Source organism: Streptomyces luteosporeus (assembly GCF_039532865.1).
GTDB lineage: Bacteria > Actinomycetota > Actinomycetes > Streptomycetales > Streptomycetaceae > Streptomyces > Streptomyces luteosporeus.
The window spans coordinates 45,214-70,032 of record NZ_BAAASL010000027.1; the positions used below are offsets into that span (position 1 = coordinate 45,214).

Genomic DNA, 24,819 nt, shown 5'->3' on the forward strand with positions numbered 1-24,819 from the left:
TGGTCTCAAATGAGGGTCACGGCCTTCGCGATGAGTTTTTGCAGGCTGGGCTCGTTGGCTCCGGCCAGCTCATCGTGCTTCTTGCCGTTCTTGTAGAGCTTGAAGGTCGGCAGGGCTGTGATGCCTACCTCTGCCGCGAGGTCCGCCTGGTCGTCGATGTCAACCTTGTAGAACCCCACACCGTCGTGCGTCGCATCGTCTGAAAACTGTTCGAACTTGGGGCTGATCGCCGTGGACTGGTCGGCCCAGACTGCCCAGAACTGGATGACGCACGGCCCGTCTCCGTTGATGACCTGCCTGAACTCAGCCATGCTCGTGATGGGAAAGACAGCCATACTCAGGCACCTCACTCTGATTGGCGTAAAGTAACGGTACCGCTACACATCGCGATTCTAGCGTGTCGGGGTAGGCGTCTTCGCTTCCCAAGAAGGCGGCTGACGCCCTCGTCGGGGCGCCTCGCGGGCTGTCGGGCACCATTCATTTCTTCAGCAAGCGCGGCCTCCGACCTGCGCACTGAAGTTTCTGCCGAGGGCGCTGGCGTGTGCATCCGTTTCACGGGATGCTTCAGTGCGCAGCTCACGCATATCCACGGGCACACTTCGAGCAGGGGCTGCTCGCCGGTCAGTGACACCCGGCCAGACGGTGGGGAACGGCCGTTGTTCTCAGCAGAGCGAAGATCCTTGTGGCTCATCAGGAGGCAAGGGCGAGTTCGGGACGGGTGTGGTGGCTGATGCCGGCGGCCCGCTGGGCGAGCGCACACGCCGTCGCCCTTGCGGGGAACGGCGCGCGGGAGCAACAGCGCGGCGGCACGCGTGGCGTGCAGCCGCGCTCCGTACCGGCGGCGGGCGCCCGCACACTCACGGCAGGGAGAGCTCGCGGATGACCCTCGAATCCCACGGGCACCACTGGCAGCCCGGGAGAAACGCTCCGCACGCCTCATCCAGGTGGTCTTCGACGTACTCCATGTTCGCGTCACACACCTCGATCCCCTGATCGAAGAACTGAATGCTCGCCGGGTCGAGGTGGAAGTCCCAGTCAGGGTTGTAGGACACCTTTTTCTTGACGATCTTCCCCGCGACGTGCACTCGCTCGGTCTCCTCGCCCGACACGATCTTCCGGGCGTGGGCGATCTTTTCCTCATCGGTGACTTCGAAAACGAACACCTGACCCGGCCGCTGCGTGAAAACGAAGTACGCCATGCTCTCCCCTCGGCTCGTTCCCGTCCACATGTCCCATTCGAGGCTATCGGCCTGTTCGCCCGAGGGGCTATCACTCGATCGGGTTGTCAGAAGGGGTAGCTTGACGTGTGCACCGGCCGGCGGCCCGTTCGCCCCTGGTCGAGGATGTGTCAGGGACCCTCGTGTGATGGAACGTTTTGGCGCGCTCGTGCGGGTGATGACGGCTGCCCAGCCGTGCCTCGGAACGTGCCCCAGTCGTCCTCAGACCGACAGTCACCACTATGTGATGGGAGTTTGATATGGACGCGCTTTCCAGCCTCCTGGACAGCCTCGACGGTGTCTTTGCCGGGCTGGGCCTCGGCGGTTTCCTTGCCGGGCTGGGCCTTGTCTGACGCTAGCTGGCGAACGCCCGCAGCTCTCATCCGGAGCCCCGTCCGTATGCGGCGTCGGATGAGAGCCGCGGCATATCCGGCTGGGCCCACACAGCGCCTACGCCGCGTCGATGGCCGGTCGTGCGCGCGAAGACCTGGGTGAGAACCGCGGCAACGTGGATGAACGCGGATCAGGACCGCGTCGGCACACTGACCCGCCGGACAGAATCTAGCCCGCCAGCCACCGCACGTTCCGCACCAGCACCGCATCCGGGGCACCCAACAGCCGGAACTCCCACCCCGCCTGATCGCAGGCCGCCCCGTCGCCTCGAACCTCGCGTCCCGCGGCCGCCGTCGCCCGGCAGGGCGGCAGCACCCCCCACACCGCGTCCGCTAGACCCTGGAGGCGTAACCCCACAGCTCGGCAGCCGCTCTGGGGGCCTGCTGCAGCCACATCGAACGAGGCACTGAAGCACTCAGCGAAACACTGAAGTACTGAGCGACGCCCGACACGGGCCAGGCGGCGCTGGGGCTGCCGATCCGATGCCGTCACCAAAGGATCGTTTGACGACAGGCAGGAGGGGCGTCCAATGAACCCGCGAAATCACAGGGTTCGCGGCGGCGCGAATCCAATCAGATCCGATGGTGATTGCTGACAGGGTTTGACGACAGATAGGGTCCGACCCTCCGTACGGAAGGGGCCCTCGGTGGCGAACCTGGTCTACAAGCGGGTCTCGACCGACCAGCAGTCCACCGCCCGGCAGAACCTCGTCCTCGACGAGGCCGGCATCGAGGACCCGGTCGTCTTCGAGGAGGACGGCGGCACCTCCAGCCGCCTCCACCCCCTCCAGCGGTCGAAGTTCCGCGCGCTCCTCGACTACGCGCGGCCCGGGGACACCGTGCACATCTCCGAGATGTTCCGCCTCGTCCGCGGCACCGGCCACATCCTCGACGTGCTCGACGTCCTCCACACAGGCCGCCTCGCCCTGCGCATCCACGACGGCGCGTTCTCCGCCATGGACCTCACCGCCCGCCACCCGCGCACCGGCGAACTGCTGTCCACCGTGAAGTTCATGGTGCAGACCCTCGCTGCCGCCGGCGAACTCCAACGCGACCTCCAGCGGGAGCTCACCTACGACGGGCTGCGGGCCGCCGAGGCCAAGGGCAACAAGGGCGGACGCCGGCCCACCGTGGCGGCCGAGAAGACCGCCGCCGTGCGCGCCGCGTACCTGGAGGGCCGCTCCATCGCCGCCCTCGCCCGCGACCACGGCGTCAGCCGCGGCGCCATCCGTACGGCCGTCGCCGACCTCCTGCCCGACCACACCGCCACCAAGGAAGGCGACCCAGCCCCGGAACTGCCGGTCACCCTCGACATGCCGGGCAAGGTCGCCGACTATCTCCGCACCACCGACCTTGACCCCGCCGAGCGTGCCGCGCTCGACCAGGGGACGACCGTACGGCGCGGCCAGGGCTACACCCTGCGCGTCAGTGCCGTCCCCGCCGTGCACCGCCAGCTCCTCGCCCGCTGCCAGCCGCTCGACGGCGCCCAAGGCGTCGCGGTGGTCCCGGCCCAGCGCAAGGCCCGACGCGAGTACGAGAACCGGGTCAACGCACTCGCGCCGACCGGACCATGATCAATCTCACCGGGGTGCCTATGCCGCACACACCGGTGACGTCACGTCACATGGGATTAGGCTCACCAGGCACGATAACCAGACGGCGACAACAGGCCGGGTGTTCAAGGCGGGCTGACCATCAGCAACGTCGAGCTGCGGCCGTCGTCGCACCATCGCCACTGTGTTGGTTGAACTGAGGGGTTGGACATGAGTGACACGGAGTACCTGGTTCAAGCGGAAGCTGTGCTGACAGTCGTCGAACGAACGGTTGACGCGGCCAATGAAGCCGACCATGACATTGACCTGGATCGCAACGGCGACACGCTGACACTGGCGTTCGCAAACGGTTCGAAGATCATCATAAAACTGCAGCCATCGGCGCGAGAGGTGTGGGTTACCACCAAGGCTGGCGGCTTCCACTACCGGTTCGTCGACGGCAAGTGGCGCGATACGCGCACTGGCGCGGATCTTTTCGCCGCGCTGTCGGACTACGCGACTCAGCAGGCAGGCATGCCCCTGACGTTCAGCGCCTGACCTGCGTACCGCCGGGTGCTCTACGTGCACCCGGCGGCCCAGTCAGACAGCTCCGCAACCCTGGTCACCGTAGTGTGACACGGCTTCTTAGCGTCACGGCTGTACCGATGTCCAGGACCGGACGCGGCCAGGACTACGCCCTGCGCGTCAGCGCCATCCCCGCGGTCCCCGGCCCAGCGCAAGGCCCGACGCGAGTACCAGAACCGGGTCAGCACACTCGCGCCGACCGAATCATGATCGTTCTCAGCGCCAACCGCTGTACCGATGTTCCCCGAGGCCGAGGTCGCCGACTTCCTCCGCACCACCGAGCTGGAGCCCGCCGAGCGGGCCGCGCTCGACCAGGGCGTCACCGTACGACGCGGCCAGGGCTACACCCTGCGCGTCACCGCCCCCGCCGTGCACCGCCGGCTCCTCGCCCGCTGCCAGCCGCTCGACGGCGGCCACGGCGTCCCAGCGGTCCCGGCCCAGCGCAAGGCCCGACGCGAGTACGAGACCCGCGTCAGCGCACTCACACCCTGACCAAGATCGTTCTCACCGATAACCGCTGTACCGATGTTCCCCGAGGCCGAGCTCGGTACGCCGTCTGCGGGCGCGTCGTGGCTTGTCGCGCAGTTCCCCGCGCCCCTACGGGGCACCGCCCTAGCGGACGGGGTGGCCGGCCTCGCGCAGGGCGGACTTGACGTCCGGGATGCGCAGGTCGCCGAAGTGGAAGACCGATGCCGCCAGGACCGCGTCCGCGCCCGCCGCCACCGCCGGGGCGAAGTCCGCGAGCTTGCCGGCGCCGCCGCTGGCGATGACGGGGACGGTCACGTGGCGGCGCACCGCCGTGATCATCTGCGTGTCGTAGCCGTCCTTGGTGCCGTCCGCGTCCATGGAGTTCAGCAGGATCTCGCCGGCTCCCAGCTCCGCGGCCCGGTGGGCCCACTCGACGGCGTCGATGCCGGTGCCGCGGCGGCCGCCGTGGGTGGTGACCTCGTAGGAGGAGGCGCCGGGCGCCGTGCGGCGGGCGTCGACGGACAGGACGAGCACCTGGCGGCCGAAGCGTTCGGCGATCTCGCGGATGAGGTCGGGGCGCTCGATGGCCGCCGTGTTGACGCCGACCTTGTCGGCGCCGGCGCGCAGCAGCTTGTCGACGTCGTCGGCGGTGCGCACGCCGCCGCCGACGGTGAGGGGGATGAAGACCTGTTCGGCGGTGCGGCGTACGACGTCGTACGTGGTCTCGCGGTTGCCGGAGGAGGCGGTGATGTCGAGGAAGGTCAGCTCGTCGGCGCCTTCGCGGCCGTAGAGCGCGGCCATCTCGACGGGATCGCCCGCGTCGCGCAGGTTCTGGAAATTGACGCCCTTGACGACCCGGCCGTTGTCGACGTCCAGGCAGGGGATGACTCGGACCGCGAGGGTCACGCCGTGCTCCTAAGCTCCTTCGAAGGCTTCATTGAAGGCTTCTACTTCCACTTCCACCAGTACCCGCGAGTCGACGAAGCCGGAGACCACGACGAGGGTCGAGGCCGGGCGGACGGCGTCGAACAGCTCCTTGTGGGCGCGGCCGACGGCTTCGACGTCGCGCAGGTGGGTGACGTACATGCGGGTGCGCACGACGGCTTCGGGGCCCAGGCCGAATTCCTTCAGCGCGTCCAGCGCGTTGCGGAAGGCGGCGCGCGTCTGCTCGTAGGGGTCGCCCTCGCCCTGCAGGACGCCGTCGACCAGCGGCATGGTGCCGGCGACGTGCACCCGGTCCCCGGCCGCCACGGCGCGTGCGAATCCGATCGTCTCTTCCCAGGGACTGTTCGTCTGTACGCGCCGTGCGGCCGGGGTCTCACTCATGCGGACACTGCCTCCAGGGCCTCTTCCAGGGTGAACGCCTTGGCGTAGAGGGCCTTGCCGACGATGGCGCCTTCGACGCCCTCCGGTACCAGGGTGGCAATTGCCCGCAGGTCGTCAAGGGAGGAAACGCCACCGGAGGCCACGACGGGCTTGTCGGTGACGGCGCAGACGTTCTTCAGCAGCTCCAGGTTGGGGCCGGTGAGGGTGCCGTCCTTGGCGATGTCGGTGACGACGTAGCGGGCGCAGCCCTCGGAGTCGAGGCGGGCGAGGGTCTCGTAGAGGTCGCCGCCGTCGCGGGTCCAGCCGCGGCCGCGCAGGGTGGTGCCGCGGACGTCGAGGCCGACGGCGATGCGGTCGCCGTGCTCGGCGATGACCTTGGCGACCCACTCGGGGCTCTCCAGGGCGGCGGTGCCGAGGTTGACGCGGGTGCAGCCGGTGGCGAGGGCGGCGGCGAGGGAGGCGTCGTCGCGGATGCCGCCGGAGAGTTCGACCTTGATGTCCATGGCGCGGACGACCTCGGCGATCTGCGCGCGGTTGTCGCCGGTGCCGAAGGCGGCGTCGAGGTCGACCAGGTGCAGCCATTCGGCGCCGGCGCGCTGCCAGGCGCGCGCGGCGGCGAGGGGGTCGCCGTAGGAGGTCTCGGAGCCGGATTCGCCGTGCACCAGGCGGACGGCCTGCCCGTCGCGGACGTCGACGGCGGGGAGGAGTTCAAGCGTGGGCATCAGAGCGTCTCGATCCAGTTGGTCAGCAGCTGGGCGCCGGCGTCGCCGGACTTCTCGGGGTGGAACTGGGTGGCCCACAGGGGTCCGTTCTCCACCGCGGCGACGAAGGGCTCGCCGTGGGTGGCCCAGCTGACCTTGGGGGCGTCGATGCGGGGGTTGCCCGTCTCGAAGTCCCAGGTGCGTACGGCGTAGGAGTGCACGAAGTAGTAGCGGGTGCCGGCGTCGAGGCCGGCGAAGAGCCGGGAGCCCTCGGCGGGGGTGACGGTGTTCCAGCCCATGTGGGGCACGACGTCGGCCTTGAGGGGTTCGACGGTGCCGGGCCACTCGTCGAGGCCCTCGGTCTCCACCCCGTGTTCGACGCCGCGTTCGAAGAGGATCTGCATGCCGACGCAGATGCCCATGACCGGGCGGCCGCCGGCGAGCCGTTCATGGCGGCGTCGTAGTCGCGGGTGATCTCGACGTCGGCGCCGACGTGGGCGAGGGCGCGCTCGGCGGAGCGGACGTTGCCGAAGCCGTAGTCGAGGACGACGACCTTCTTGCGGGAGGTGGTGGGGGAGCTCATGACCACAGTCCTTCGATACGCAGCACACCGGCGGTCAGGCACATGGCCGCGCCGATGCCGAGCAGCACGATCACGCCCTTGGGCATGCCCTGCTTGAGGAACGAGATGATGCCGCCGACCAGGAACAGCCCGACGAGGATCAGCGCCGTGGAAGTGCCGTTCACAGCGCGCCCTTCGTCGACGGGATGATCCCCGCGGCCCGCTCGTCGCGCTCGCAGGCGTAGCGCAGGGCCCGGGCCAGCGCCTTGAACTGGCACTCCACGATGTGGTGGGCGTTGCGCCCGTACGGGACGTGGACGTGCAGGGCGATCTGGGCCTGGGCGACGAAGGACTCCAGGACGTGCCGGGTCATCGTCGTGTCGTAGCTGCCGATCATCGGCGCCATGTTCTCGGGCTCGGTGTGCACGAGGTAGGGGCGGCCGGAGAGGTCGACGGTGACCTGGGCGAGGGCCTCGTCCAGAGGCACGGTGCAGTTGCCGAAGCGGTAGATGCCCACCTTGTCGCCGAGGGCCTGGCGGAAGGCGGCGCCGAGCGCGAGGGCGGTGTCCTCGATGGTGTGGTGGGTGTCGATGTGCAGGTCGCCGTCGGTCTTGACGGTGAGGTCGAACAGACCGTGCCGGCCGAGCTGGTCGAGCATGTGGTCGTAGAAGCCGACGCCGGTGGAGACGTCGACCTGTCCGGTGCCGTCGAGGTCTATCTCGACCAGGACGGAGGTTTCCTTGGTGGTGCGCTCGACGCGCCCAACGCGGTTCATCGGTTGTTCTCCTTCATAACTGCGCGCATCGCGTCGAGGAACGCGTCGTTCTCGGCGGGGGTGCCCGCGGTGACCCGCAGCCGGCCCGGTACGCCGTTGTCGCGCACGAGCACGCCGTGGTCGAGCAGCGCCTGCCAGGTGGCATGGGCGTCGTCGAAGACGCCGAACTGGACGAAGTTGGCGTCGGAGTCGGTGACCTCGCAGCCCATGGCGCGCAGCTCGGTCACGAGGCGGTCGCGTTCGGCCTTGAGCTGCTCGACGTAGCCCAGGAGGGTGTCGGTGTGCTCCAGGGCCGCGAGCGCGGTGGCCTGGGTGACGGCGGAGAGGTGGTACGGCAGGCGGACCAGCTGGACGGCGTCGACGACGGCGGGGTCGGCGGCGAGGTAGCCCAGGCGCAGCCCGGCGGCGCCGAACGCCTTGGACATGGTGCGGGAGACGACCAGGTGCGGCCGGCCCGCCAGCAGCGGCAGCAGCGAGGGGTGGTGGCTGAACTCGCCGTACGCCTCGTCGACCACCACCATCGAGGGCTTCGCGGCCTGTGCGGCGTCGTGGAGGCGCAGCACGGTCTGCGCGTCGACGGCGGTGCCCGTGGGGTTGTTGGGCGAGCAGATGAACACCACGTCCGGCTTGTGCTCGGCGATGGTGCACTCCGCGGCCTCGACGTCGATGGTGAAGTCCGCCCGGCGGGGGCCGTGCAGCCAGCCGGTGCCGGTGCCGCGCGAGATGAGGGCGTGCATCGAGTACGAGGGCTCGAAGCCGAGGGCGGTGCGGCCGGGGCCGCCGAAGGTCTGCAGCAGCTGCTGCAGGACCTCGTTGGAGCCGTTGGCGGCCCACACCTGGGCGCGCGTCACCTGGTGGCCGGTGGTGCGGGTGAGGTACGCGGCCAGCTCGGTGCGCAGCTCGACCGCGTCGCGGTCGGGGTAGCGGTTGAGGTGGCGGGCGGCCTCGGCGACGCGCTCGGCGATGCGGGCGACCAGCGGCTCGGGCAGGGGGTAGGGGTTCTCGTTGGTGTTCAGCCGTACGGGCACCTCCAGCTGGGGGGCGCCGTAGGGGGTCTTGCCGCGCAGCTCGTCCCGGAGGGGGAGGTCGTCGATCCGGGTCACTTCTCCTCCGGGACGTTCCATCCGAACCGCGCCTTGATCGCGGCGCCGTGCGCCGGCAGGTCCTCGGCCTCGGCGAGGGTGACCACGTGCCCGGCGACCTCGGCGAGTGCCTCGCGGGTGTAGTCGACGACGTGGATGCCGCGCAGGAAGCTCTGCACGGACAGGCCCGAGGAGTGGCAGGCGCAGCCGCCGGTGGGCAGGACGTGGTTGGAGCCGGCGGCGTAGTCGCCGAGGGAGACCGGGGCCCAGGCGCCGACGAAGACCGCGCCGGCGTTGCGGACGCGGGCGGCGACGGCGGCCGCGTCGGCGGTCTGGATCTCCAGGTGCTCGGCGGCGTAGGCGTCGACGACCGCAAGGCCGCACTCGATGTCGTCGACGAGGACGATGCCGGACTGCCGGCCGCCGAGGGCGGGCAGGATGCGGTCCTCGACGTGGCGGGTGGCGGCGACCTGGGTGGCGAGCTCCTTCTCGACGGCGTCCGCCAGGTCCTCGGAGTCGGTGACCAGCACGGCTGCGGCCAGCGGGTCGTGCTCGGCCTGGCTGATGAGGTCGGCGGCGACGTGGGCGGGGTCGGCGCTCGCGTCGGCCAGGATCGCGATCTCGGTGGGGCCGGCCTCGGCGTCGATGCCGATGCGGCCCTTGAGCAACCGCTTGGCGGCGGCGACCCAGATGTTGCCGGGGCCCGTGACCATGTTGACCGGGCGGCACTCCTCGGTGCCGTAGGCGAACATGGCGACGGCCTGGGCGCCACCGGCCGCGTACACCTCGTCGACGCCCAGCAGGGCGCAGGCGGCGAGGATCGTGGGGTGCGGCAGCCCGCCGAAGCCGGCCTGCGGCGGCGAGGCGACGGCCATGGAGCCGACGCCGGCCTCCTGGGCGGGGACGACGTTCATCACGACGGACGAGGGGTAGACCGAGCGGCCGCCCGGTACGTACAGCCCGACGCGCTCGACGGGGACCCAGCGCTCGGTGACCGTGCCGCCGGGCACGACCTGGACGGTCGTGTCGGTGCGGCGCTGCTCGCGGTGGACGATGCGGGCGCGCCGGATGGACTCCTCGAGGGCGGCGCGCACGGCGGGGTCGAGCTCGTCGAGGGCCTTGGCGATCGCCTCGGCGGGCACCCGCACGCGGTCGATCGTCACTCCGTCGAAGCGCTCCGCGTAGTCGATCAGGGCCGCGGTGCCGCGATGATGCACGTCGTCGCAGATGGGCCGCACCTTTTCCAGGGCGGCCGCGACGTCGAGCTCGGCACGGGGCAGCATGTCGCGGTCGATGCCCCCGGTGGGGAAGGCGTCGCCGCGCAGATCGATTCGGGAGATCACACGCCCAATTGTCGCAGACCCGTCCCGCCCCACGGCTCCCCGTACCACCGACTGATACGCCGACCGGTGGCCGCGGACGTGCCGCCAATGAGTTGATCTTTACCTGACCGCGGACGGACAATCGGCTCTCACCGCGGGTGTCCGGCCGGTCACCCGGCGGGAAGGTGGCCCGTACGGGGGTCCGTGAGAAGGGGGACAGTCGTGTCCGAGCCTGCCGACGGCGCGCCGCCCAGCGGCCTGGAGCTCACCGTGACCGAGCGGGACATGTGGGAGGCGTTCCGCACCGGCACCACCCTCGACCGGCGCAGCCCCGAGCCCGGCCGCAACGACCCCGCGGGCGCCGACACCTGGGGGCCCGAGCGCAGCGTGCGCGCCCGGATCGTGGCACTGCTGCTGCTCAGCGGCCCGCCGCCGCGCCCGGGCCGGGTCGCCGCGCTCAAGCTCAACGGGCTGCAGATCACCGGCACCCTCGACCTGTCGGGGGGAACCGTCTCCCCGTACGTGGAGATGCACAACTGCCGCTTCGAGCAGCAGCTGCTGCTGCCGGAGAGCACCTTCACCACGCTGCGCCTGGTGGGCTGCGCGATACCGCGCGTGGAGGCGGCCCGCATCCGCACCGAGGGCGATCTGCACTTACCCCGCTGCCAGGTCCAGCACGGCATCCGGCTGACCGACGCGCACATCGGCACCGACCTGCTGCTCAACCAGCTGGTGGTGCGCCGGGACCGGCGCGGGCTGTCGATCGCCGCCGACGGGATGACGGTGGGCCAGGACCTGCAGGCGGAGATGATGCGCTCGCACGGCGAGCTGAGCATGCGCGGGGCGACGATAGGGGCCTCGCTGAGCCTGCGCGGCTCCACCTTGAACAACCCCTACGGCCGGCGCGCCCTGAACGCCCCGCAGCTGACCGTGGAGCGCACGGTGTACCTGACGTCGGCGGGCCTGGGCTACGCCCGCTACGCCTCCGGCGCCACTCCCCCGTACGGCATCGCCACCGGCACCCAGGGCTCGGCGCGGATGCGGCGCTTCGAGTGCCTGGGCGGGGCCCGGCTGGACGACGGGCGCTTCGGGGACGCGGTGGACCTGAGCGAGGCCCGCTTCGTGATGGAGGCCGACCAGGAGCTGTCGCTGCGCCGGGTGCAGACGCCCGAGCTGCGCTTCCTGGGCGAGCGGCAGCAGCGCGGGCGGGTGGTGCTCTCCGGGGCGCGCGTGGTCAACCTGGTCGACCGCTACGACAGCTGGCCGGGCCCGGGCGGGCTGGCGATGGCCGGCTTCTCCTACGAGAACCTGATCCCGCTCGGCCCCTTCCCGCTCGCCCGCCGCCTGGACTGGGTGGCGGCGGCCACGCCCGAGTACGCGCCCGAGCCGTACGAGCGCCTGGCGAGTGCCCTGCGCGCCAGCGGCGAGGACGCCGAGGCCCGCCAGGTGCTGCTGGCCAAGCAGCGCAGACGCCGCGAGACGCTGCCGCCGGCCGGCAAGGCGTGGGGGTACCTGCAGGACTGGACGGTGGCCTACGGCTACCGGCCGGGCCGGGCGGCGGTGTGGATGGCGGTGCTGTGGGCGCTGGGCGCCGTGTACTTCTCCATGCACCCGCTGCCGCCGATCAAGGAGGGCGAGGGCCCGGTGTGGAACCCCGAGCTGTACACCCTGGACCTGCTGCTGCCGGTGATCGACCTGGGGCAGGGCGGCGCCTGGCGGCCGGGCGGGGCGACCCAGTGGGTGGTGGCGGTGCTCACCCTGCTGGGCTGGATCCTGGCCACCACCGTCGCGGCGGGCGCCTCGCGGCTGCTGCGGCGCCAGTGACGTGCGGCGGCCGGGCGGAGGCTGCGATACCGGGGCACCACCGTGGCGGGGGCGATTAGGCTTACCGGCCGTGACCACCGCGCGCCTTCCCCTCTTCCCGCTGAACTCGGTGCTGTTCCCGGGCCTCGTGCTCCCGCTGAACGTCTTCGAGCAGCGGTACCGCGCGCTGATGCGCGATCTCGCCGCCCTGCCGGACGACGGCCCGCGCCGCTTCGGGGTGGTGGCCATCCGCGACGGGCACGAGGTGGCGCCCAGCGCCCCCGGCCTGCCCGAGGGCATGAGCCCGGAGCCGGGGCCGGCCTCCGGCTTCGGCCCCGACCCGATGCGCGCCTTCTACGCGGTGGGCTGCGTGGCCGACCTCACCTCCGTGCGGGCGCGCCCGGACGGCACGTACGAGGTGCTGGCCACCGGCACCACCCGCTTCCGGCTGCGCTCGGTGGACGCCTCGGGCGCGTACCTGACGGGCGAGTGCGAGCACATCGAGGAGGAGCAGGGCGAGGGCGCGGGCGTGCTCGCCTCCGGCGTCGTGCGGGCCTTCCGCGCGTACCAGAAGCGGCTGGCGGGGGCGAACGAGTCGTCGCTGGCCCGGCAGTCGGAGCTGCCGGGCGAGCCGAGGGTGCTGTCCTACCTGGTCGCCGCGGCGGCCGTGCTGGACACCCCGGCCAAGCAGCGGCTGCTGCAGGCGCCCGACACCGCCTCCCGGCTGGCGGACGAGCTGCGGCTGCTGCGCGCGGAGACCGCGGTGATCAGCAAGCTGCCCTCGCTGCCGGCCGTCGCGCTGACGCAGCGCCCCACCAGCCCCAACTGAGGGCGCCCGGGGGCACGGGCGTGCGCGAGCGCTGGACAGCGGCCCGGGCCTCGACTAGGACCGGTTGCGGCGGGCCGCCGCCCGGGCGGCCCACCTGCCGGGGAGGGACGATGTCCAAGCGCACCCGCAAGCGCCGCTGGCGGCTGAGGAAGTCCCGCGCCAACCACGGCCGCCGCCCGGCGTAGGCGACGGCCGCTGCGGTACGAGGGCGCTCAGCGCACCGGCGCGTCGACCCGCTCCACGCGCTGGGTGCCCGAGGCGGTGCGGTAGGAGCGCGCCCAGGAGGCGCCGGCCTTCGCGTCGCGCTTGTCGGAGAGCACGTAGTAGTCCATCTGCGCCCGCTCGGCGGTCACGTCCAGCACGCCGTACCCGTGCGAGTCCATGTCCAGCCACTTCACGTGCCGGTTGGAGGCCTTGATGGCGGCCGCCGCGGGGAGCGAGACGGTGTGCGCGGGCACGTGCAGGAGGTCGTCGAGGTTGTCGGAGGTGACCGAGGTGACGACGAACTCGGTGGCGGCCGAGGCCGACAGCGGGTAGGTGGCGGCCTTGACGGGCACGTCGTTGGCCCAGGCCATGTGGATGTCGCCGGTCAGGAAGACGGTGTTGCGGATGGCCCGGTCGGTGAGGTGGGCCAGCAGTTCGCGGCGGTCGTCGGTGTAGCCGTCCCACTGGTCGGTGTTGGCGGCCAGTCCCTCCTTGGGCAGCCCGAGCAGCTGGGCGAGCGGCTCCAGCAGGTAGGAGGGCAGGGAGCCGAAGGCGACGGGCGAGATCATCACCGGGTTGCCCACCAGCCGCCAGGTGGTGTCGGAGGCCGCCAGGCCCTCCTTGAGCCAGTCGAGCTGGGCGCGGCCGGTGATGGTGCGCTCGGGGTCGTCGACCTTGCCGCTGCCGGGCTTGACCTGCTGGGAGCGGAAGGATCTGAGGTCCAGCAGGTGCAGGTCGGCCAGGCGGCCGAAGCGCAGTCTGCGGTAGGTGGTGCCCTCGATGGAGGGGCGCACCGGCATCCACTCGAAGTAGGCCTGCTTGGCGGCGGCCACGCGGGCGGCCCAGTCGCCCTCGGTGCCGGGGGTGTGGTTCTCGGCGCCCCCGCTCCAGGCGTCGTTGGCGAACTCGTGGTCGTCCCAGATGGCGACGATCGGGTGGGCGTGGTGCACGGCCTGCAGGTCGGGGTCGGTGCGGTAGTGGCCGTGGCGGGTGCGGTAGTCGGCGAGGGTGAGGATCTCGTGCGCCGGCTCGTGCTTGCGTACGACGTACTTGGGCGTGGGGTACTGCCCGGTGCCGTACTCGTAGATGTAGTCGCCCAGGTGCAGCACGGCGTCCAGGTCGGCCCGGGCGGCCAGGTGCCGGTAGGCGGCGAAGTAGCCGGACTCCCAGTTGGCGCAGGAGACCACGCCCAGGCGCAGGCCGTCGACGGCGGCGTCGTGGGCGGGGGCGGTACGGGTGCGGGCGGTGGGCGAGGTGACGGTGGCCCCGTCCGCGGCAGCGGTGAAGCGGAACCAGTAGGCGGTGGCCGGGCGCAGGCCGCGCACGTCCGCCTTGACCGTGTGGTCGCTCGCGGCGCTCGCGGTGACGGTGCCGCGCGCGACGACGCGGGTGAAGCCGGCGTCCTCGGCGACCTGCCAGGCGACCTCGACGGCCGGGCCCAGGCCCGAGCCGGGGACGGCCTCGGGACCGGGGGTGACCCGGGTCCACAGCAGGATCCCGTCGGGCAGCGGGTCGCCGGAGGCGACGCCGTGCAGGAAGGCGGGGGCGGTGCGGGTGTCCGCGGCAAAGGCGGCGGACGCGGCGGCCCGGTGGCCGGCGGTGCCGGTGGCGGCCTGTGCGGCGCCCGGCAGCAGGGCGGCCGTCGCGCCTGCGGCGACGGCCGTGACGGCAGTGCGGCGGGATATGTCGTGGGAGGTCACGGGCCGTCACTTTACTGCCGAGTAGGACCGGCGGTAAGGCTCGGGACGGGCCGGTCACCGACTGTTCGCCCGCCCTTCGCCGTTTCTCCCCTTACCGCGGGTTCCCCCCGGCAGTGCGGCTACTTCGCGAGGTTCTCGTCGACCAGGGCGGTGAACGCCGGTGCGGCCTGCGGGGTTTGGCCCTGGGGGCCTGCGAGCACCTTGCCGTTGAGCTTCAGGCCCGGGGTGCCCTTGAGGGGCTTGTCGGCGCCGACGTACTTGTCGAAGTCGGCGGACATGGCCAGCGCCCACTGGTCGTAGGTGCCGTCCTTGACGGCCTTCTCGAAGGCCGCGTTGCCCTTGAGCGCGGGCACCTGCTCGGCGATCTCCAGCAGGCGCTCGTCGTCGGAGAAGGCGTCGTCCTGCTCGTCGGGGTGGTTCTTGGCGGCGTACAGGGCCTCCTTGTACGCCAGGAAGGCGTCGGAGCTCACGTCGAGGGCGGCGCCGAGCGCGCTGAGGGCGTTCTTCGACCCCGAGCCCTTGATCATCGGGTTGCGGTCGAGGAAGGTGCCCACCCTGAACTGCGCCTTGTACTTGCCGTCCTTGATGTCCTTCTGCAGGGTCTGCCCGACGTTCTGCTCGAAGCCGGCGCACATGGGGCAGCGCATGTCCTCGAAGACTTCGAGGGTGTTCTTGGCGTCGGGCTTGCCGATGACGACGGTGGTGCCCTTCTCGCCGGTGGTGTTGGCGGGCTGCTTGAAGGCGTGGTTCTTCGCCTCCGACTCCCACTCGGCGCTGGAGACCTTGGTGTTCTTGCCGCCGTTGGTGAGGTTCGCGACGGCGATGCCGATGCCGGCCGCGGCGCCGAGGACGCCGAGCACGACGCCGCCGACGATCAGTTTGCGGCGGGTGGCGTCCCGCTTGGCCTGCTTCTCGCGCTCGGCGCGCAGCCGCTCGCGCGCGGCCGACTTGTTCGGGGAGGAGTTGCGGGTGCTCATGGTTGTCTGCTCCGTCGGTGCGAAGGTACGGGTGGAGGACCTGGGGTGCCGGGTGCGCTCAGGCGAACGCCGGGCGCACCGGGGGTCCCCGCCTCACGACGGAGTGGACGAGCAGGGGCAGGGCCCGGGCCGGCAGGGTGTCCCGCACGGGGCGGGGGTGCGCGGCGCCGGGGTCGCGGCGGGCCGCGAGGGCGGCGGCCGGCAGCAGCAGGCGCAGGACGGGGGCGGCGAGGGCGCGCAGCAGGCCGGCCAGGGCGGCCTCGCCGCGGCGCAGCCAGGCGGCGGCGAGCAGGCCGGCGGCGAGGTGCGCGGCGAGCAGCAGCCAGGGTGCGGCCGTGCCGGGGAGGGCGGCGCCGGCGGGGGCGGGGGTGCCCAGGTCGCCGCCGCGGCAGACGAGGTCGACGCCCATGGAGTGCAGGGGGCCGGTGACCGGTCCGCCGGCGGGGCCGTAACAGGTGTGCTGGCCGCTGGTGAGGACGGTGTCGGCGGCCAGTTCCAGGGGGACGAGCAGGGCGGCGATGGCCCCGTAGCCGCGTTCGCGGCCGGCCAGGGCCCAGGCAACGACGAAGTACGCGGCCGCGACCACGCTGACGGTGGTCAGCGGCAGCGGCAGCCGGGAGAGCAGGACGTGCGAGGTGACGGAGAGGGTCAGGCACAGCGCGGTGAACACCCCCGCGCGCACCCCCCGCAACACCCCGCCCGTCCCCTCCATGCGGGCGAGTGTGCCACGGCGGCCACGGGCTGTCCCCGGCCGCCGTGTCACGTTCCGGCATCGATGGCCGCGGGGCTGCGCGCGGCCGGGCCGGGGGGCTACTTCTTGATCTGTTCGGCGACCAGGGAGCTGAACTGGGCGGGGTTGTTGGGGGCGCCCTCGCCGTACGGGGTCTTCACCGTCAGCTTCTTGCCGTCGAGCTTGAGCGTGGGGGTGCCGGTGACGTCCTTGTGCTTGTCGAACTCGTCGGAGACGGTCAGCGCCCACTTGTCGTAGGTGCCGTCCTTGACGTCCTTCTCGAAGGCGGCGTTGCCCTTGAGGGCGGGGACCTGCCGGGCGACCTTCAGCAGGACGTCGTCCTTGGAGAAGTCGTCCTTGGTCTCCTCGGGGTGGTTGGCCTTGGCGTACAGGGCCTTGTTGTAGGCGCTGAAGGCCTCGGGGCTCACGTTGAGGGCGGCACCGAGGGCGCTGAGGGCGTTCTTCGAACCGGTGCCGCTGATCTGCGGGTTGCGGTCGAGGAAGGTGCCGATGTGGTACGAGACCTTGTAGGTGCCGCTCTTGACGTCCTTGTCGATGGTGTCGCCGACGTTCTGCTCGAAGGTGGAGCAGATCGGGCAGCGCATGTCCTGGTAGATCTCCAGGGTGTGGGCGGCGTCCTTCTTGCCGATGACGATCTCGGTGCCGTTGTCGCTGGCGGTGTTGGCGGGCTTGACCAGGGTCTTCTTGGCGGCCGCGGCCCATTCGCCGCTGCTGCTGCCGCCGCCGGAGGAGGAGGACTTCGCGACGAAGACGCCGATGCCGGCGGCTATGGCGAGGACGCCGACGACGGCACCGCCGACGAGGAGCTGGCGGCGGGTCCTGTCCTTCTTCGCCTGGCGCTCGCGCTCGGCGCGCAGCCGCTCGCGGGCGGTCTGCTTGTTCTCCCAGCTGTTGCGGTTGCTCATGATGCTGCTTCTCCGTGGTGCGGGTGCGTGGGGTGGTCCGTGCGGTATGGCCCGGGGCGTGGGTCAGCCGAGGGCGAGCAGGGCCGGCGGACCGCGCCGGGGAGCACCGTGCAGGAGGGGCAGGAGCCGGGGCCGCCGCGGGTCGGGGCGGCGGGCGCCGCGTACGGCCGGCCGGGCGCGCAGCCAGGCGGCCGCGGCGTCGGTGACCGCGACGGCCAGCAGCAGCGGGCGGAAGGCCGCGGCCGCCGCGGCGCGCAGCAGCCGGGCGACGGCCGCCTCGCCGCGCCGCAGCCACAGGGCGGCGAGCAGGCCGACGGCGACGTGCCCGGCCAGCACCAGCCAGGGGCCGGTGCCGGGGGCGGCGAGGCCGGCCAGCGGGCCGCCCATGCTGCCGCTGCACAGCCAGGTCAGCGCGCCGGGCCCGGTGTGCCCGGGGCGGCCGTAGCAGGTGTCCTGGCCGGCGGTGAACAGCGCCGCGGAGGCCAGTTGCAGCGGCAGGAGCAGGGCCGCGATGCGCCAGTAGCCGCGCTCGGCGCCCGCCAGGGCGTAGGCGAGCGCGAAGACGCAGGCGAAGGCGCCGGCGAGGGTGGCCGGCGGCAGGGCACGGCCGGACAGCAGCACGTGGGAGGCGGCGGACAGCATGACGCACAGCGCTGTGAACAGCGCCGCACGCAGTGCCCGCGGCCGTGCCGCCGATATGTCCATGGTGCGAGAGTCTGTCATGCCCCGCGGCCGGCCCCAAAGCCCCCGGTTACAGGCCCGGGATCCGGCCGTTGCGGAAGAGGTCCACGAAGATCTGGTGGTCCTCGCGGGCCCGGGCGCCGTAGGTGTGGGCGAAGTCGGTGAGCAGCTCCGCGAAGCCGGCCTCGTCGGCGGCGATGACGGCGTCGATGGCGCGCTCGGTGGAGAAGGGCACCAGCGAGTGGCCGCTGGTGTCGTCGGCGGCGGCGTGCATGGTGGCGGTGGCGCGGCCGAGGTCGGCGACCACGGCGGCCATCTGTACGGGGTCGTCGATGTCGGACCAGTCGAGGTCGACGGCGTAGGGCGAGACCTCGGCGACGAGCTGACCGGTCCGGCGCCCTCCCTCTTCGATCTCTGTCCATCCCAGCCACGGGTCCGCGTGGGCCTGCAGGGCGCGCTGGGAGATCACGGTGCGGTGGCCCTCGTGCTCGAAGTAGGCGCGCACGGCGGGGTCGGTGATGTGCCGGGAGACCGCGGGGGTCTGCGCCTGCTTCATGTAGATGACGACGTCGTTCTCCAGGGCGTCGCTGTTGCCCTCCAGGAGGATGTTGTACGAGGGCAGGCCGGCGCTGCCGATGCCGATGCCGCGGCGGCCGACCACGTCCTTGACGCGGTAGGAGTCGGGGCGGGCCAGGCTGGTGCCGGGGAGGGTCTCCAGGTAGCCGTCGAAGGCGGCGAGGATCTTGTAGCGGGTGGCGGCGTCGAGCGCTATGGAGCCGTCGCCGTCGAGGAAGCGGCGGTCGTGCTCGCGGATCTCGGTCATGGTCGCCAGCAGCCCGGAGCGGGTGCGGGCGCGGGCCTCGCGCAGGGCGGCCAGCAGCGGGCCCTCGGCCGTGTCCAGGGTGAACGGGGGGATCTCGTCGTCCTTGGCGCCGGTGGCCAGGGCGTGGATGCGCTCGCGGTAGGCGGCGGCGTAGATCCGTACGAGCTCGGTGATGGTGTCGTCACTGAGCGCCTTGGCGTGGCCGAGCAGGGCCACCGAGGCGGCGAAGCGCTTGAGGTCCCAGGTGAAGGGGCCGACGTACGCCTCGTCGAAGTCGTTGACGTTGAAGACGAGGCGGCCGCCCGCGTCCATGTAGGTGCCGAAGTTCTCGGCGTGGAGGTCGCCGTGGATCCACACCCGGGAGGTGCGGTCGTCCAGGTAGGGGCCGGCGTCGAGCTCGGGGGCGAGGTCGTTGTAGAAGAGGCAGGCCGTGCCCCGGTAGAAGGCGAAGGCGGAGGCGGCCATCTTCCGGAACTTGACGCGGAAGGCGGCCGGGTCGGCCGCCAGCAGTTCTCCGAACGCGGTGTCGAAGACGGCGAGGATCTCCTCGCCCCGCCGGGCGGCCCGGTCGTGCTCGAGCGCCATCGCTGGTCCTCCTGGTGCGGGTACCCCGGCGGGGGCCGGGGAGGGTCACGGGGCGGACGCATGTGCGCCCGCCGTTCAACGCGTGAGGCTACCGCCGCGTGCCCGCGGCTGTCGGTGGGGGCCGGTAACCTTCGAAGCTGTCCCGCCCGCTGCCTGCTCCCGCCGGAGGTCTTCCACCGTGGCCGACAAGCCGCCCTTCACGCACCTGCACGTCCACACCCAGTACTCCCTGCTGGACGGTGCCGCGCGGCTCAAGGACATGTTCAATGCCTGCAATGAGATGGGCATGACACACATTGCCATGTCCGACCACGGCAACCTCCACGGCGCCTACGACTTCTTCCACTCCGCCCAGAAGGCCGGGATCACCCCGATCATCGGCATCGAGGCCTATGTCGCCCCCGAGTCCCGGCGCAACAAGCGCCGCATCCAGTGGGGCCAGCCGCACCAGAAGCGCGACGACGTCTCCGGTTCGGGCGGTTACACCCACAAGACGATCTGGGCGGCCAACGCCACCGGCCTGCACAACCTCTTCCGGCTGTCCTCGGACGCCTACAAGGAGGGCTGGCTGACGAAGTGGCCCCGCATGGACAAGGAGACCATCAGCCAGTGGTCCGAGGGGCTGATCGCCTCCACCGGCTGCCCCTCCGGCGAGCTCCAGACACGGCTGCGCCTCGGCCAGTTCGACGAGGCCCTGAAGTCCGCCTCCGAGTACCAGGACATCTTCGGCAAGGACCGGTACTTCCTGGAGCTGATGGACCACGGCATCGAGATCGAGCGCCGCGTCCGCGACGACCTGCTGGAGATCGGCAAGAAGCTCGGCATCCCGCCCCTGGTCACCAACGACTCGCACTACACCTACGCGCACGAGGCCGAGGCCCACGACGCCCTGCTGTGCATCCAGACCGGCAAGAACCTCTCCGACCCGGACCGCTTCCGCTTCGACGGCTCGGGCTACTACCTGAAGTCCACGGAGGAGATGTACGCCATCGACTCCTCGGACGCCTGGCAGCAGGGCTGCGCCAACACCCGGCTGATCGCCGACCAGGTCGACACCGAGGGCATGTTCCAGTTCCGGAACCTGATGCCCAAGTTCGACATCCCCGAGGGCTACACCGAGGTCACCTGGTTCCGCGAGGAGACCATGCGGGGCATGCACCGCCGCTTCCCCGGCGGCATCCCCGAGGACCGCATGAAGCAGGTCGAGTACGAGATGGACACGATCATCTCGATGGGCTTCCCGGGCTACTTCCTCGTGGTCGCCGACTTCATCATGTGGGCCAAGAACCAGGGCATCGCCGTCGGCCCCGGCCGTGGCTCCGCGGCCGGCTCGATCGTCGCGTACGCCCTCGGCATCACCGACCTCGACCCCATTCCGCACGGTCTGATCTTCGAGCGGTTCCTCAACCCCGAGCGCATCTCGATGCCCGATGTCGACATCGACTTCGACGAGCGCCGGCGCGCCGAGGTGATCAGGTACGTCACCGAGAAGTACGGCCAGGACAAGGTCGCCATGATCGGCACGTATGGCACGATCAAGGCCAAGAACGCCATCAAGGACTCGGCCCGCGTCCTCGGCTACCCCTACGCCATGGGCGACCGCATCACCAAGGCGATGCCCGCCGACGTCCTCGGCAAGGGCATCCCGCTCTCCGGCATCCTCGACCCCCAGCACCCGCGCTACAGCGAGGCCGCCGAGGTCCGCGCGATGTACGAGAACGAGCCGGACGTCAAGAAGGTCATCGACACCGCGCGCGGCGTGGAGGGCCTGGTGCGGCAGATGGGCGTGCACGCGGCCGGCGTGATCATGTCCAGCGAGACGATCACCGACCACGTCCCCGTCTGGGTGCGGCACACCGACGGCGTGACCATCACGCAGTGGGACTACCCCAGCTGTGAGGCGCTCGGCCTGCTGAAGATGGACTTCCTGGGCCTGCGCAACCTCACGATCATGGACGACGCCGTCAAGATGGTGAAGGCCAACAAGGGGGTCGACATCGACCTGCTGGCCCTGCCGCTCGACGACCCCACGACCTTCGAGCTGCTCCAGCGCGGCGACACCCTCGGCGTCTTCCAGTTCGACGGCGGCCCCATGCGCTCGCTGCTGCGGCTGATGAAGCCCGACAACTTCGAAGACATCTCCGCCGTGTCCGCGCTGTACCGCCCGGGCCCGATGGGCATGAACTCGCACACCAACTACGCCCTGCGCAAGAACGGCCAGCAGGAGATCACCCCGATCCACCCGGAGCTGGAGGAGCCGCTCAAGGAGGTCCTGGACGTCACCTACGGCCTGATCGTCTACCAGGAGCAGGTGCAGAAGGCCGCCCAGATCATCGCCGGGTACTCGCTCGGCGAGGCCGACATCCTCCGCCGCGTCATGGGCAAGAAGAAGCCCGAGGAACTGGCGAAGAACTTCACCATCTTCCAGGCCGGCGCCCAGAAGAACGGCTATTCCGACGAGGCCATCCAGGCGCTGTGGGACGTGCTGGTGCCCTTCGCCGGCTACGCCTTCAACAAGGCCCACTCCGCCGCGTACGGCCTGGTCTCCTACTGGACGGCCTACCTCAAGGCGAACTATCCCGCCGAGTACATGTCGGCCCTGCTCACCTCGGTGCGCGACGACAAGGACAAGTCGGCGGTCTACCTCAACGAGTGCCGGCGCATGGGCATCAAGGTGCTGCCGCCCAACGTCAACGAGTCCGAGGCCAACTTCGCGGCCCAGGGCGACGACGTGATCCTCTTCGGCCTGACCGCCGTGCGCAACGTCGGCACCAACGTCGTCGACTCGATCATCCGCTGCCGCAAGTCCAAGGGGAAGTACGTCTCCTTCCCCGACTTCCTCGACAAGGTCGAGGCCGTCGTCTGCAACAAGCGCACCGTCGAATCGCTGATCAAGGCCGGCGCCTTCGACACCATGGGCCACACCCGCAAGGGCCTGACCGCGCACTACGAACAGATGATCGACAACGTGGTGCAGGTCAAGCGCAAGGAGGCCGAGGGACAGTTCGACCTCTTCGGCGGCATGGGCGACGAGGGCGCCGAGGAGGGCGTGGGCTTCGGGCTGGACGTGGAGTTCTCCGACGTCGAGTGGGAGAAGGCCTACCTGCTCGCCCAGGAGCGGGAAATGCTCGGCCTCTACGTCTCCGACCACCCCCTCTTCGGCATCGAGCACGTCCTCAACGACAAGGCCGACGCCGCCATCGCCCAGCTCACCGGCGGCGAGCACGCCGACGGCGCGATCGTGACCATCGGCGGCATCATCTCCGGCCTGCAGCGCAAGATGACCAAGCAGGGCAACGCCTGGGCCATCGCCACCGTCGAGGACTTGGCGGGCTCCATCGACTGCATGTTCTTCCCCGCCACCTACCAGCTGGTCTCCACCCAGCTCGTCGAGGACGCCGTCGTCTTCGTCAAGGGCCGGCTCGACAAGCGCGAGGACATCCCCCGCCTGGTCGCCATGGAGCTGATGGTCCCCGACCTGTCCAACGCCGGCAGCAACGCGCCGGTGATCATCACCATCCCCACGGTCAAGGTCACCCCGCCGCTGGTGGAGCGGCTCGGCCAGGTGCTCACCCACCACAAGGGCTCCACCGAGGTGCGCATCAAGCTCCAGGGCGCCCGCAAGACCACCCTGCTGCGCCTGGACCGGCACCGGGTCACCCCCGACCCGGCGCTCTTCGGCGACCTCAAGCAGTTGCTCGGCCCGTCCTGCCTGGCCGGCTGAGCCGCACCCGGACACCACGAGGGGCGCGCCCGTACGACACGGGCGCGCCCCTCGGGCGCATCCAAGCGCCCGTCAGTTGTGACCGAACCGCTTCTGCTTGCCCTTCCGGGCCAGGTCCGCGGGGGTGACCTGGGTCGCCCGGTGCTCGGACTGCGACTCGATCGAGGAGCTCCTGGCCTGCTGCGAGCCGCGTTCGGCCGCGCTCGATCGCTGCTGGCTCCGGTCCTGCTTCCTGTTCTTGGCCATGCCGCTCTGCCTCCGGATCACGGGTGACGCCCCCTCGCGCCCACCCTCGCACGCACCGCCGAACGGCGCATTTCGGGCAATAACCGTGAGTGACCGGCGCGTCCGTCACCCCATGCGCGTATCCGCCACGCCGAAGATCCAGTTCGGGCTGATAACCCCCGCGCGGTCGGGCAGACTCCTGGGAAAGCCAGGAGGCCGGGGCACGACGGTGCCGGGGGGCGACCGCACTTCTGAACTCGAATGCCGCAAGGAAAGAGGGTGGAACGTGGACCGCTGCGTCGTCCTGGTGGACGCCGGGTATCTGCTGGGCGCCGCCGCGAGCCTGCTGGCCGGCGAGCCCGCGCGCTCCCGCATCACCGTCGACCACACGACCCTCATCCAGGGCCTGCGCGAGCGCGCCGAGGCCGACACCCAGCGGCCTCTGCTGCGCATCTACTGGTTCGACGGCGCCCCCGACCGCGTCCCCCAACCCGAACACCGCCGGCTGCGGGTGATGTCCCGGGTCACCGTGCGCCTGGGCGCCCTGACCCGCAGCGACGGCCGCTGGGCGCAGAAGGGCGTCGACGCGGCCATGCACGCCGAGCTCACCGAGCTCGCCCGCAACCGCGCCTGCTCCGACATCGTCCTGGTCACCGGCGACGGCGACCTGCTGCCGGGGCTGATGGCCGCCAAGGAACACGGCGTCGCCGTCCACCTGTGGGCCGTCCAGGCCGCCGACGGCGACTACAACCAGTCCGAGGACCTGGTCGCCGAGGCCGACGAGCGGCGGGTGCTCGACCGCACCTGGATCACCCGGGCCGTCCGCCCCAAGGAGCTGACCGGGCCCTGCGCGCCGCCGCCCGCGCCGCGCCCGGAGATCGCGGCGATCCTCGCCGCGCCGCTGCCCGAGACCACCTCCTCCTCGTCCCGGCCGGACGACGCCGCCGAGAACGAGCGCCCGGCCGCCGAGCGCAACGGCTCGCGCCCGGCCACCGCGCCGGCCGCCGCGCGCGGGGTGCCCACGCCGAAGGACCTCGCGGGCCTCGGCCGCGGCCCGGCGAACGGCAACGGCAACGGCAACGGCGGTACGAACGGCAGCACTCCGGTGGTGACCCCCACCGCCACCCTGCGCTGGTCCTCCGACAAGGGGCTCGTCGACCGCGGCGGCAACGGCCCGGCCGAGTCCCCCGAGACCGCCGCCCTGCCGACCCTGGCCCTGCTCACCAGCGCCGAACAACGGTGGGCGGACCGCGAGGAGGACATCACCACCGTCGGCGGCGACCCCTTCGAAGTCGGCCAGGTCTTCGCCCGCCGGTGGGCGGAGCGGCTGACGGACCCGGTGCACCTGCAGCACCTGTCCACCGAGTACCCGCGCATCCCGCACCGCATCGACGGCGAGCTGCTGCGGTACGCGGCGCGGTTCGGGCTGCTGGCGCACAAGGACGACCAGATCGACGAGCGCGACCGCTACGCGATCCGCGCCGGCTTCTGGCGCGAGATCGACACCCGCACCGCCGCGGAGCACGTACCGGCGGGCGACTGAGGGCCGCGCGGACGCGGTACGGGGGCGCCCCGTAGGGGCGCGGGGAACTGCGCGATCGGCCACGGACGGCCCGCAGCCGAGACGCAAACCCCGGCCGCCGGGCGCGG

The 24,819-nt window shown here is 71.3% G+C and carries 23 protein-coding genes and 2 pseudogenes; 7 read left to right on the forward strand and 18 right to left on the reverse strand.

Features of this window, described 5'->3' with window-relative positions; all coding sequences use genetic code 11:
* Nucleotides 1-5 precede the first annotated feature (5 nt).
* Nucleotides 6-311: a thioredoxin family protein gene (locus ABD361_RS27525; protein ID WP_344439183.1), complete on the reverse strand. Its 306-nt coding sequence runs from the start codon at nucleotides 309-311 to the stop codon at nucleotides 6-8.
* A 546-nt stretch (nucleotides 312-857) separates the two neighbouring features.
* Complete coding sequence (locus ABD361_RS27530; RefSeq protein ID WP_344439186.1) at nucleotides 858-1,199, reverse strand: BP74-related protein; 342 nt, start codon at nucleotides 1,197-1,199, stop codon at nucleotides 858-860.
* A 1,057-nt stretch (nucleotides 1,200-2,256) separates the two neighbouring features.
* Here ABD361_RS27530 and ABD361_RS27535 point away from each other — a divergent pair.
* From ABD361_RS27535 to ABD361_RS27545, 3 genes are all read left to right on the forward strand, one after another.
* Nucleotides 2,257-3,183, forward strand: coding sequence for a recombinase family protein (locus ABD361_RS27535; protein ID WP_344439189.1), 927 nt, complete (start codon nucleotides 2,257-2,259; stop codon nucleotides 3,181-3,183).
* 189 nt (nucleotides 3,184-3,372) lie between these two features.
* Nucleotides 3,373-3,699, forward strand: coding sequence for an iron donor protein CyaY (gene cyaY / locus ABD361_RS27540; RefSeq protein ID WP_344439192.1), 327 nt, complete (start codon nucleotides 3,373-3,375; stop codon nucleotides 3,697-3,699).
* A 264-nt stretch (nucleotides 3,700-3,963) separates the two neighbouring features.
* Nucleotides 3,964-4,218, forward strand: coding sequence for a hypothetical protein (locus ABD361_RS27545; protein ID WP_344439195.1), 255 nt, complete (start codon nucleotides 3,964-3,966; stop codon nucleotides 4,216-4,218).
* Nucleotides 4,219-4,338: 120 nt separating this feature from the next.
* Here the strand turns inward: ABD361_RS27545 and hisF are convergent, their stop codons facing one another.
* The 9 genes and pseudogenes from hisF to hisD form a co-directional block, all read right to left on the reverse strand.
* On the reverse strand, nucleotides 4,339-5,100 hold the full coding sequence (hisF, locus tag ABD361_RS27550) for an imidazole glycerol phosphate synthase subunit HisF (RefSeq protein ID WP_344439197.1): 762 nt from the start codon (nucleotides 5,098-5,100) through the stop codon (nucleotides 4,339-4,341).
* A gap of 9 nt (nucleotides 5,101-5,109) precedes the next feature.
* Entirely contained in the window at nucleotides 5,110-5,520 is a 411-nt protein-coding gene (locus ABD361_RS27555; RefSeq protein ID WP_344439199.1) for a RidA family protein, read from the reverse strand.
* Entirely contained in the window at nucleotides 5,517-6,242 is a 726-nt protein-coding gene (priA, locus tag ABD361_RS27560; RefSeq protein WP_344439201.1) for a bifunctional 1-(5-phosphoribosyl)-5-((5-phosphoribosylamino)methylideneamino)imidazole-4-carboxamide isomerase/phosphoribosylanthranilate isomerase PriA, read from the reverse strand. The genes ABD361_RS27555 and priA overlap by 4 nt, the downstream gene beginning before the upstream one ends.
* Nucleotides 6,242-6,664, reverse strand: a pseudogene (gene hisH, locus ABD361_RS27565) (imidazole glycerol phosphate synthase subunit HisH); the annotation flags it as partial. The gene priA and the pseudogene hisH, both read right to left, overlap by 1 nt.
* Before the next feature lie 2 nt (nucleotides 6,665-6,666).
* Nucleotides 6,667-6,804 (reverse strand): annotated as a pseudogene (locus tag ABD361_RS30750) (imidazole glycerol phosphate synthase subunit HisH); the annotation flags it as partial.
* A complete protein-coding gene (locus ABD361_RS27570) occupies nucleotides 6,801-6,968 on the reverse strand; it encodes a hypothetical protein (protein ID WP_344439203.1) in 168 nt (55 codons plus the stop codon). The pseudogene ABD361_RS30750 and the gene ABD361_RS27570, both read right to left, overlap by 4 nt.
* Nucleotides 6,965-7,558, reverse strand: a complete 594-nt coding sequence (hisB, locus tag ABD361_RS27575; RefSeq protein ID WP_344439204.1) for an imidazoleglycerol-phosphate dehydratase HisB — start codon at nucleotides 7,556-7,558, stop codon at nucleotides 6,965-6,967. Before hisB ends, ABD361_RS27570 begins: the two co-directional genes overlap by 4 nt.
* Nucleotides 7,555-8,661, reverse strand: a complete 1,107-nt coding sequence (locus ABD361_RS27580; protein ID WP_344439206.1) for a histidinol-phosphate transaminase — start codon at nucleotides 8,659-8,661, stop codon at nucleotides 7,555-7,557. Before ABD361_RS27580 ends, hisB begins: the two co-directional genes overlap by 4 nt.
* Nucleotides 8,658-9,983, reverse strand: a complete 1,326-nt coding sequence (hisD, locus tag ABD361_RS27585) for a histidinol dehydrogenase (RefSeq protein WP_344439208.1) — start codon at nucleotides 9,981-9,983, stop codon at nucleotides 8,658-8,660. Before hisD ends, ABD361_RS27580 begins: the two co-directional genes overlap by 4 nt.
* A gap of 201 nt (nucleotides 9,984-10,184) precedes the next feature.
* On the opposite strand from hisD, the gene ABD361_RS27590 reads away from it, so the two are divergent.
* Nucleotides 10,185-11,786 carry an oxidoreductase gene (locus ABD361_RS27590; RefSeq protein WP_344439209.1) on the forward strand — a complete coding sequence of 534 codons (1,602 nt, stop codon included), beginning with the start codon at nucleotides 10,185-10,187 and terminating at the stop codon, nucleotides 11,784-11,786.
* Nucleotides 11,787-11,856: 70 nt separating this feature from the next.
* Nucleotides 11,857-12,594: an LON peptidase substrate-binding domain-containing protein gene (locus ABD361_RS27595; RefSeq protein ID WP_344439210.1), complete on the forward strand. Its 738-nt coding sequence runs from the start codon at nucleotides 11,857-11,859 to the stop codon at nucleotides 12,592-12,594.
* Nucleotides 12,595-12,806: 212 nt separating this feature from the next.
* Here the strand turns inward: ABD361_RS27595 and ABD361_RS27600 are convergent, their stop codons facing one another.
* The 6 genes from ABD361_RS27600 to ABD361_RS27625 form a co-directional block, all read right to left on the reverse strand.
* Complete coding sequence (locus tag ABD361_RS27600) at nucleotides 12,807-14,498, reverse strand: alkaline phosphatase D family protein (RefSeq protein ID WP_344439212.1); 1,692 nt, start codon at nucleotides 14,496-14,498, stop codon at nucleotides 12,807-12,809.
* Between the two features lie 119 nt (nucleotides 14,499-14,617).
* Entirely contained in the window at nucleotides 14,618-15,475 is an 858-nt protein-coding gene (locus ABD361_RS27605) for a thioredoxin domain-containing protein (protein ID WP_344439213.1), read from the reverse strand.
* Between the two features lie 58 nt (nucleotides 15,476-15,533).
* Nucleotides 15,534-16,187, reverse strand: coding sequence for a hypothetical protein (locus ABD361_RS27610; protein ID WP_344439215.1), 654 nt, complete (start codon nucleotides 16,185-16,187; stop codon nucleotides 15,534-15,536).
* 98 nt (nucleotides 16,188-16,285) lie between these two features.
* Nucleotides 16,286-17,131, reverse strand: a complete 846-nt coding sequence (locus ABD361_RS27615; protein WP_344439217.1) for a thioredoxin domain-containing protein — start codon at nucleotides 17,129-17,131, stop codon at nucleotides 16,286-16,288.
* A gap of 63 nt (nucleotides 17,132-17,194) precedes the next feature.
* Complete coding sequence (locus tag ABD361_RS27620) at nucleotides 17,195-17,836, reverse strand: hypothetical protein (protein WP_344439218.1); 642 nt, start codon at nucleotides 17,834-17,836, stop codon at nucleotides 17,195-17,197.
* Between the two features lie 46 nt (nucleotides 17,837-17,882).
* Entirely contained in the window at nucleotides 17,883-19,220 is a 1,338-nt protein-coding gene (locus ABD361_RS27625; protein WP_344439220.1) for a DUF2252 domain-containing protein, read from the reverse strand.
* 178 nt (nucleotides 19,221-19,398) lie between these two features.
* Between ABD361_RS27625 and dnaE the strand changes: the two genes are divergently transcribed.
* Nucleotides 19,399-22,944 carry a DNA polymerase III subunit alpha gene (gene dnaE / locus ABD361_RS27630; protein ID WP_344439221.1) on the forward strand — a complete coding sequence of 1,182 codons (3,546 nt, stop codon included), beginning with the start codon at nucleotides 19,399-19,401 and terminating at the stop codon, nucleotides 22,942-22,944.
* A 72-nt stretch (nucleotides 22,945-23,016) separates the two neighbouring features.
* Here the strand turns inward: dnaE and ABD361_RS27635 are convergent, their stop codons facing one another.
* Complete coding sequence (locus ABD361_RS27635; protein WP_344439223.1) at nucleotides 23,017-23,190, reverse strand: hypothetical protein; 174 nt, start codon at nucleotides 23,188-23,190, stop codon at nucleotides 23,017-23,019.
* 265 nt (nucleotides 23,191-23,455) lie between these two features.
* Between ABD361_RS27635 and ABD361_RS27640 the strand changes: the two genes are divergently transcribed.
* Nucleotides 23,456-24,712 (forward strand): NYN domain-containing protein, encoded by a 1,257-nt coding sequence (locus ABD361_RS27640; protein ID WP_344439224.1) that lies wholly within the window; start codon nucleotides 23,456-23,458, stop codon nucleotides 24,710-24,712.
* Nucleotides 24,713-24,819 lie beyond the last annotated feature (107 nt).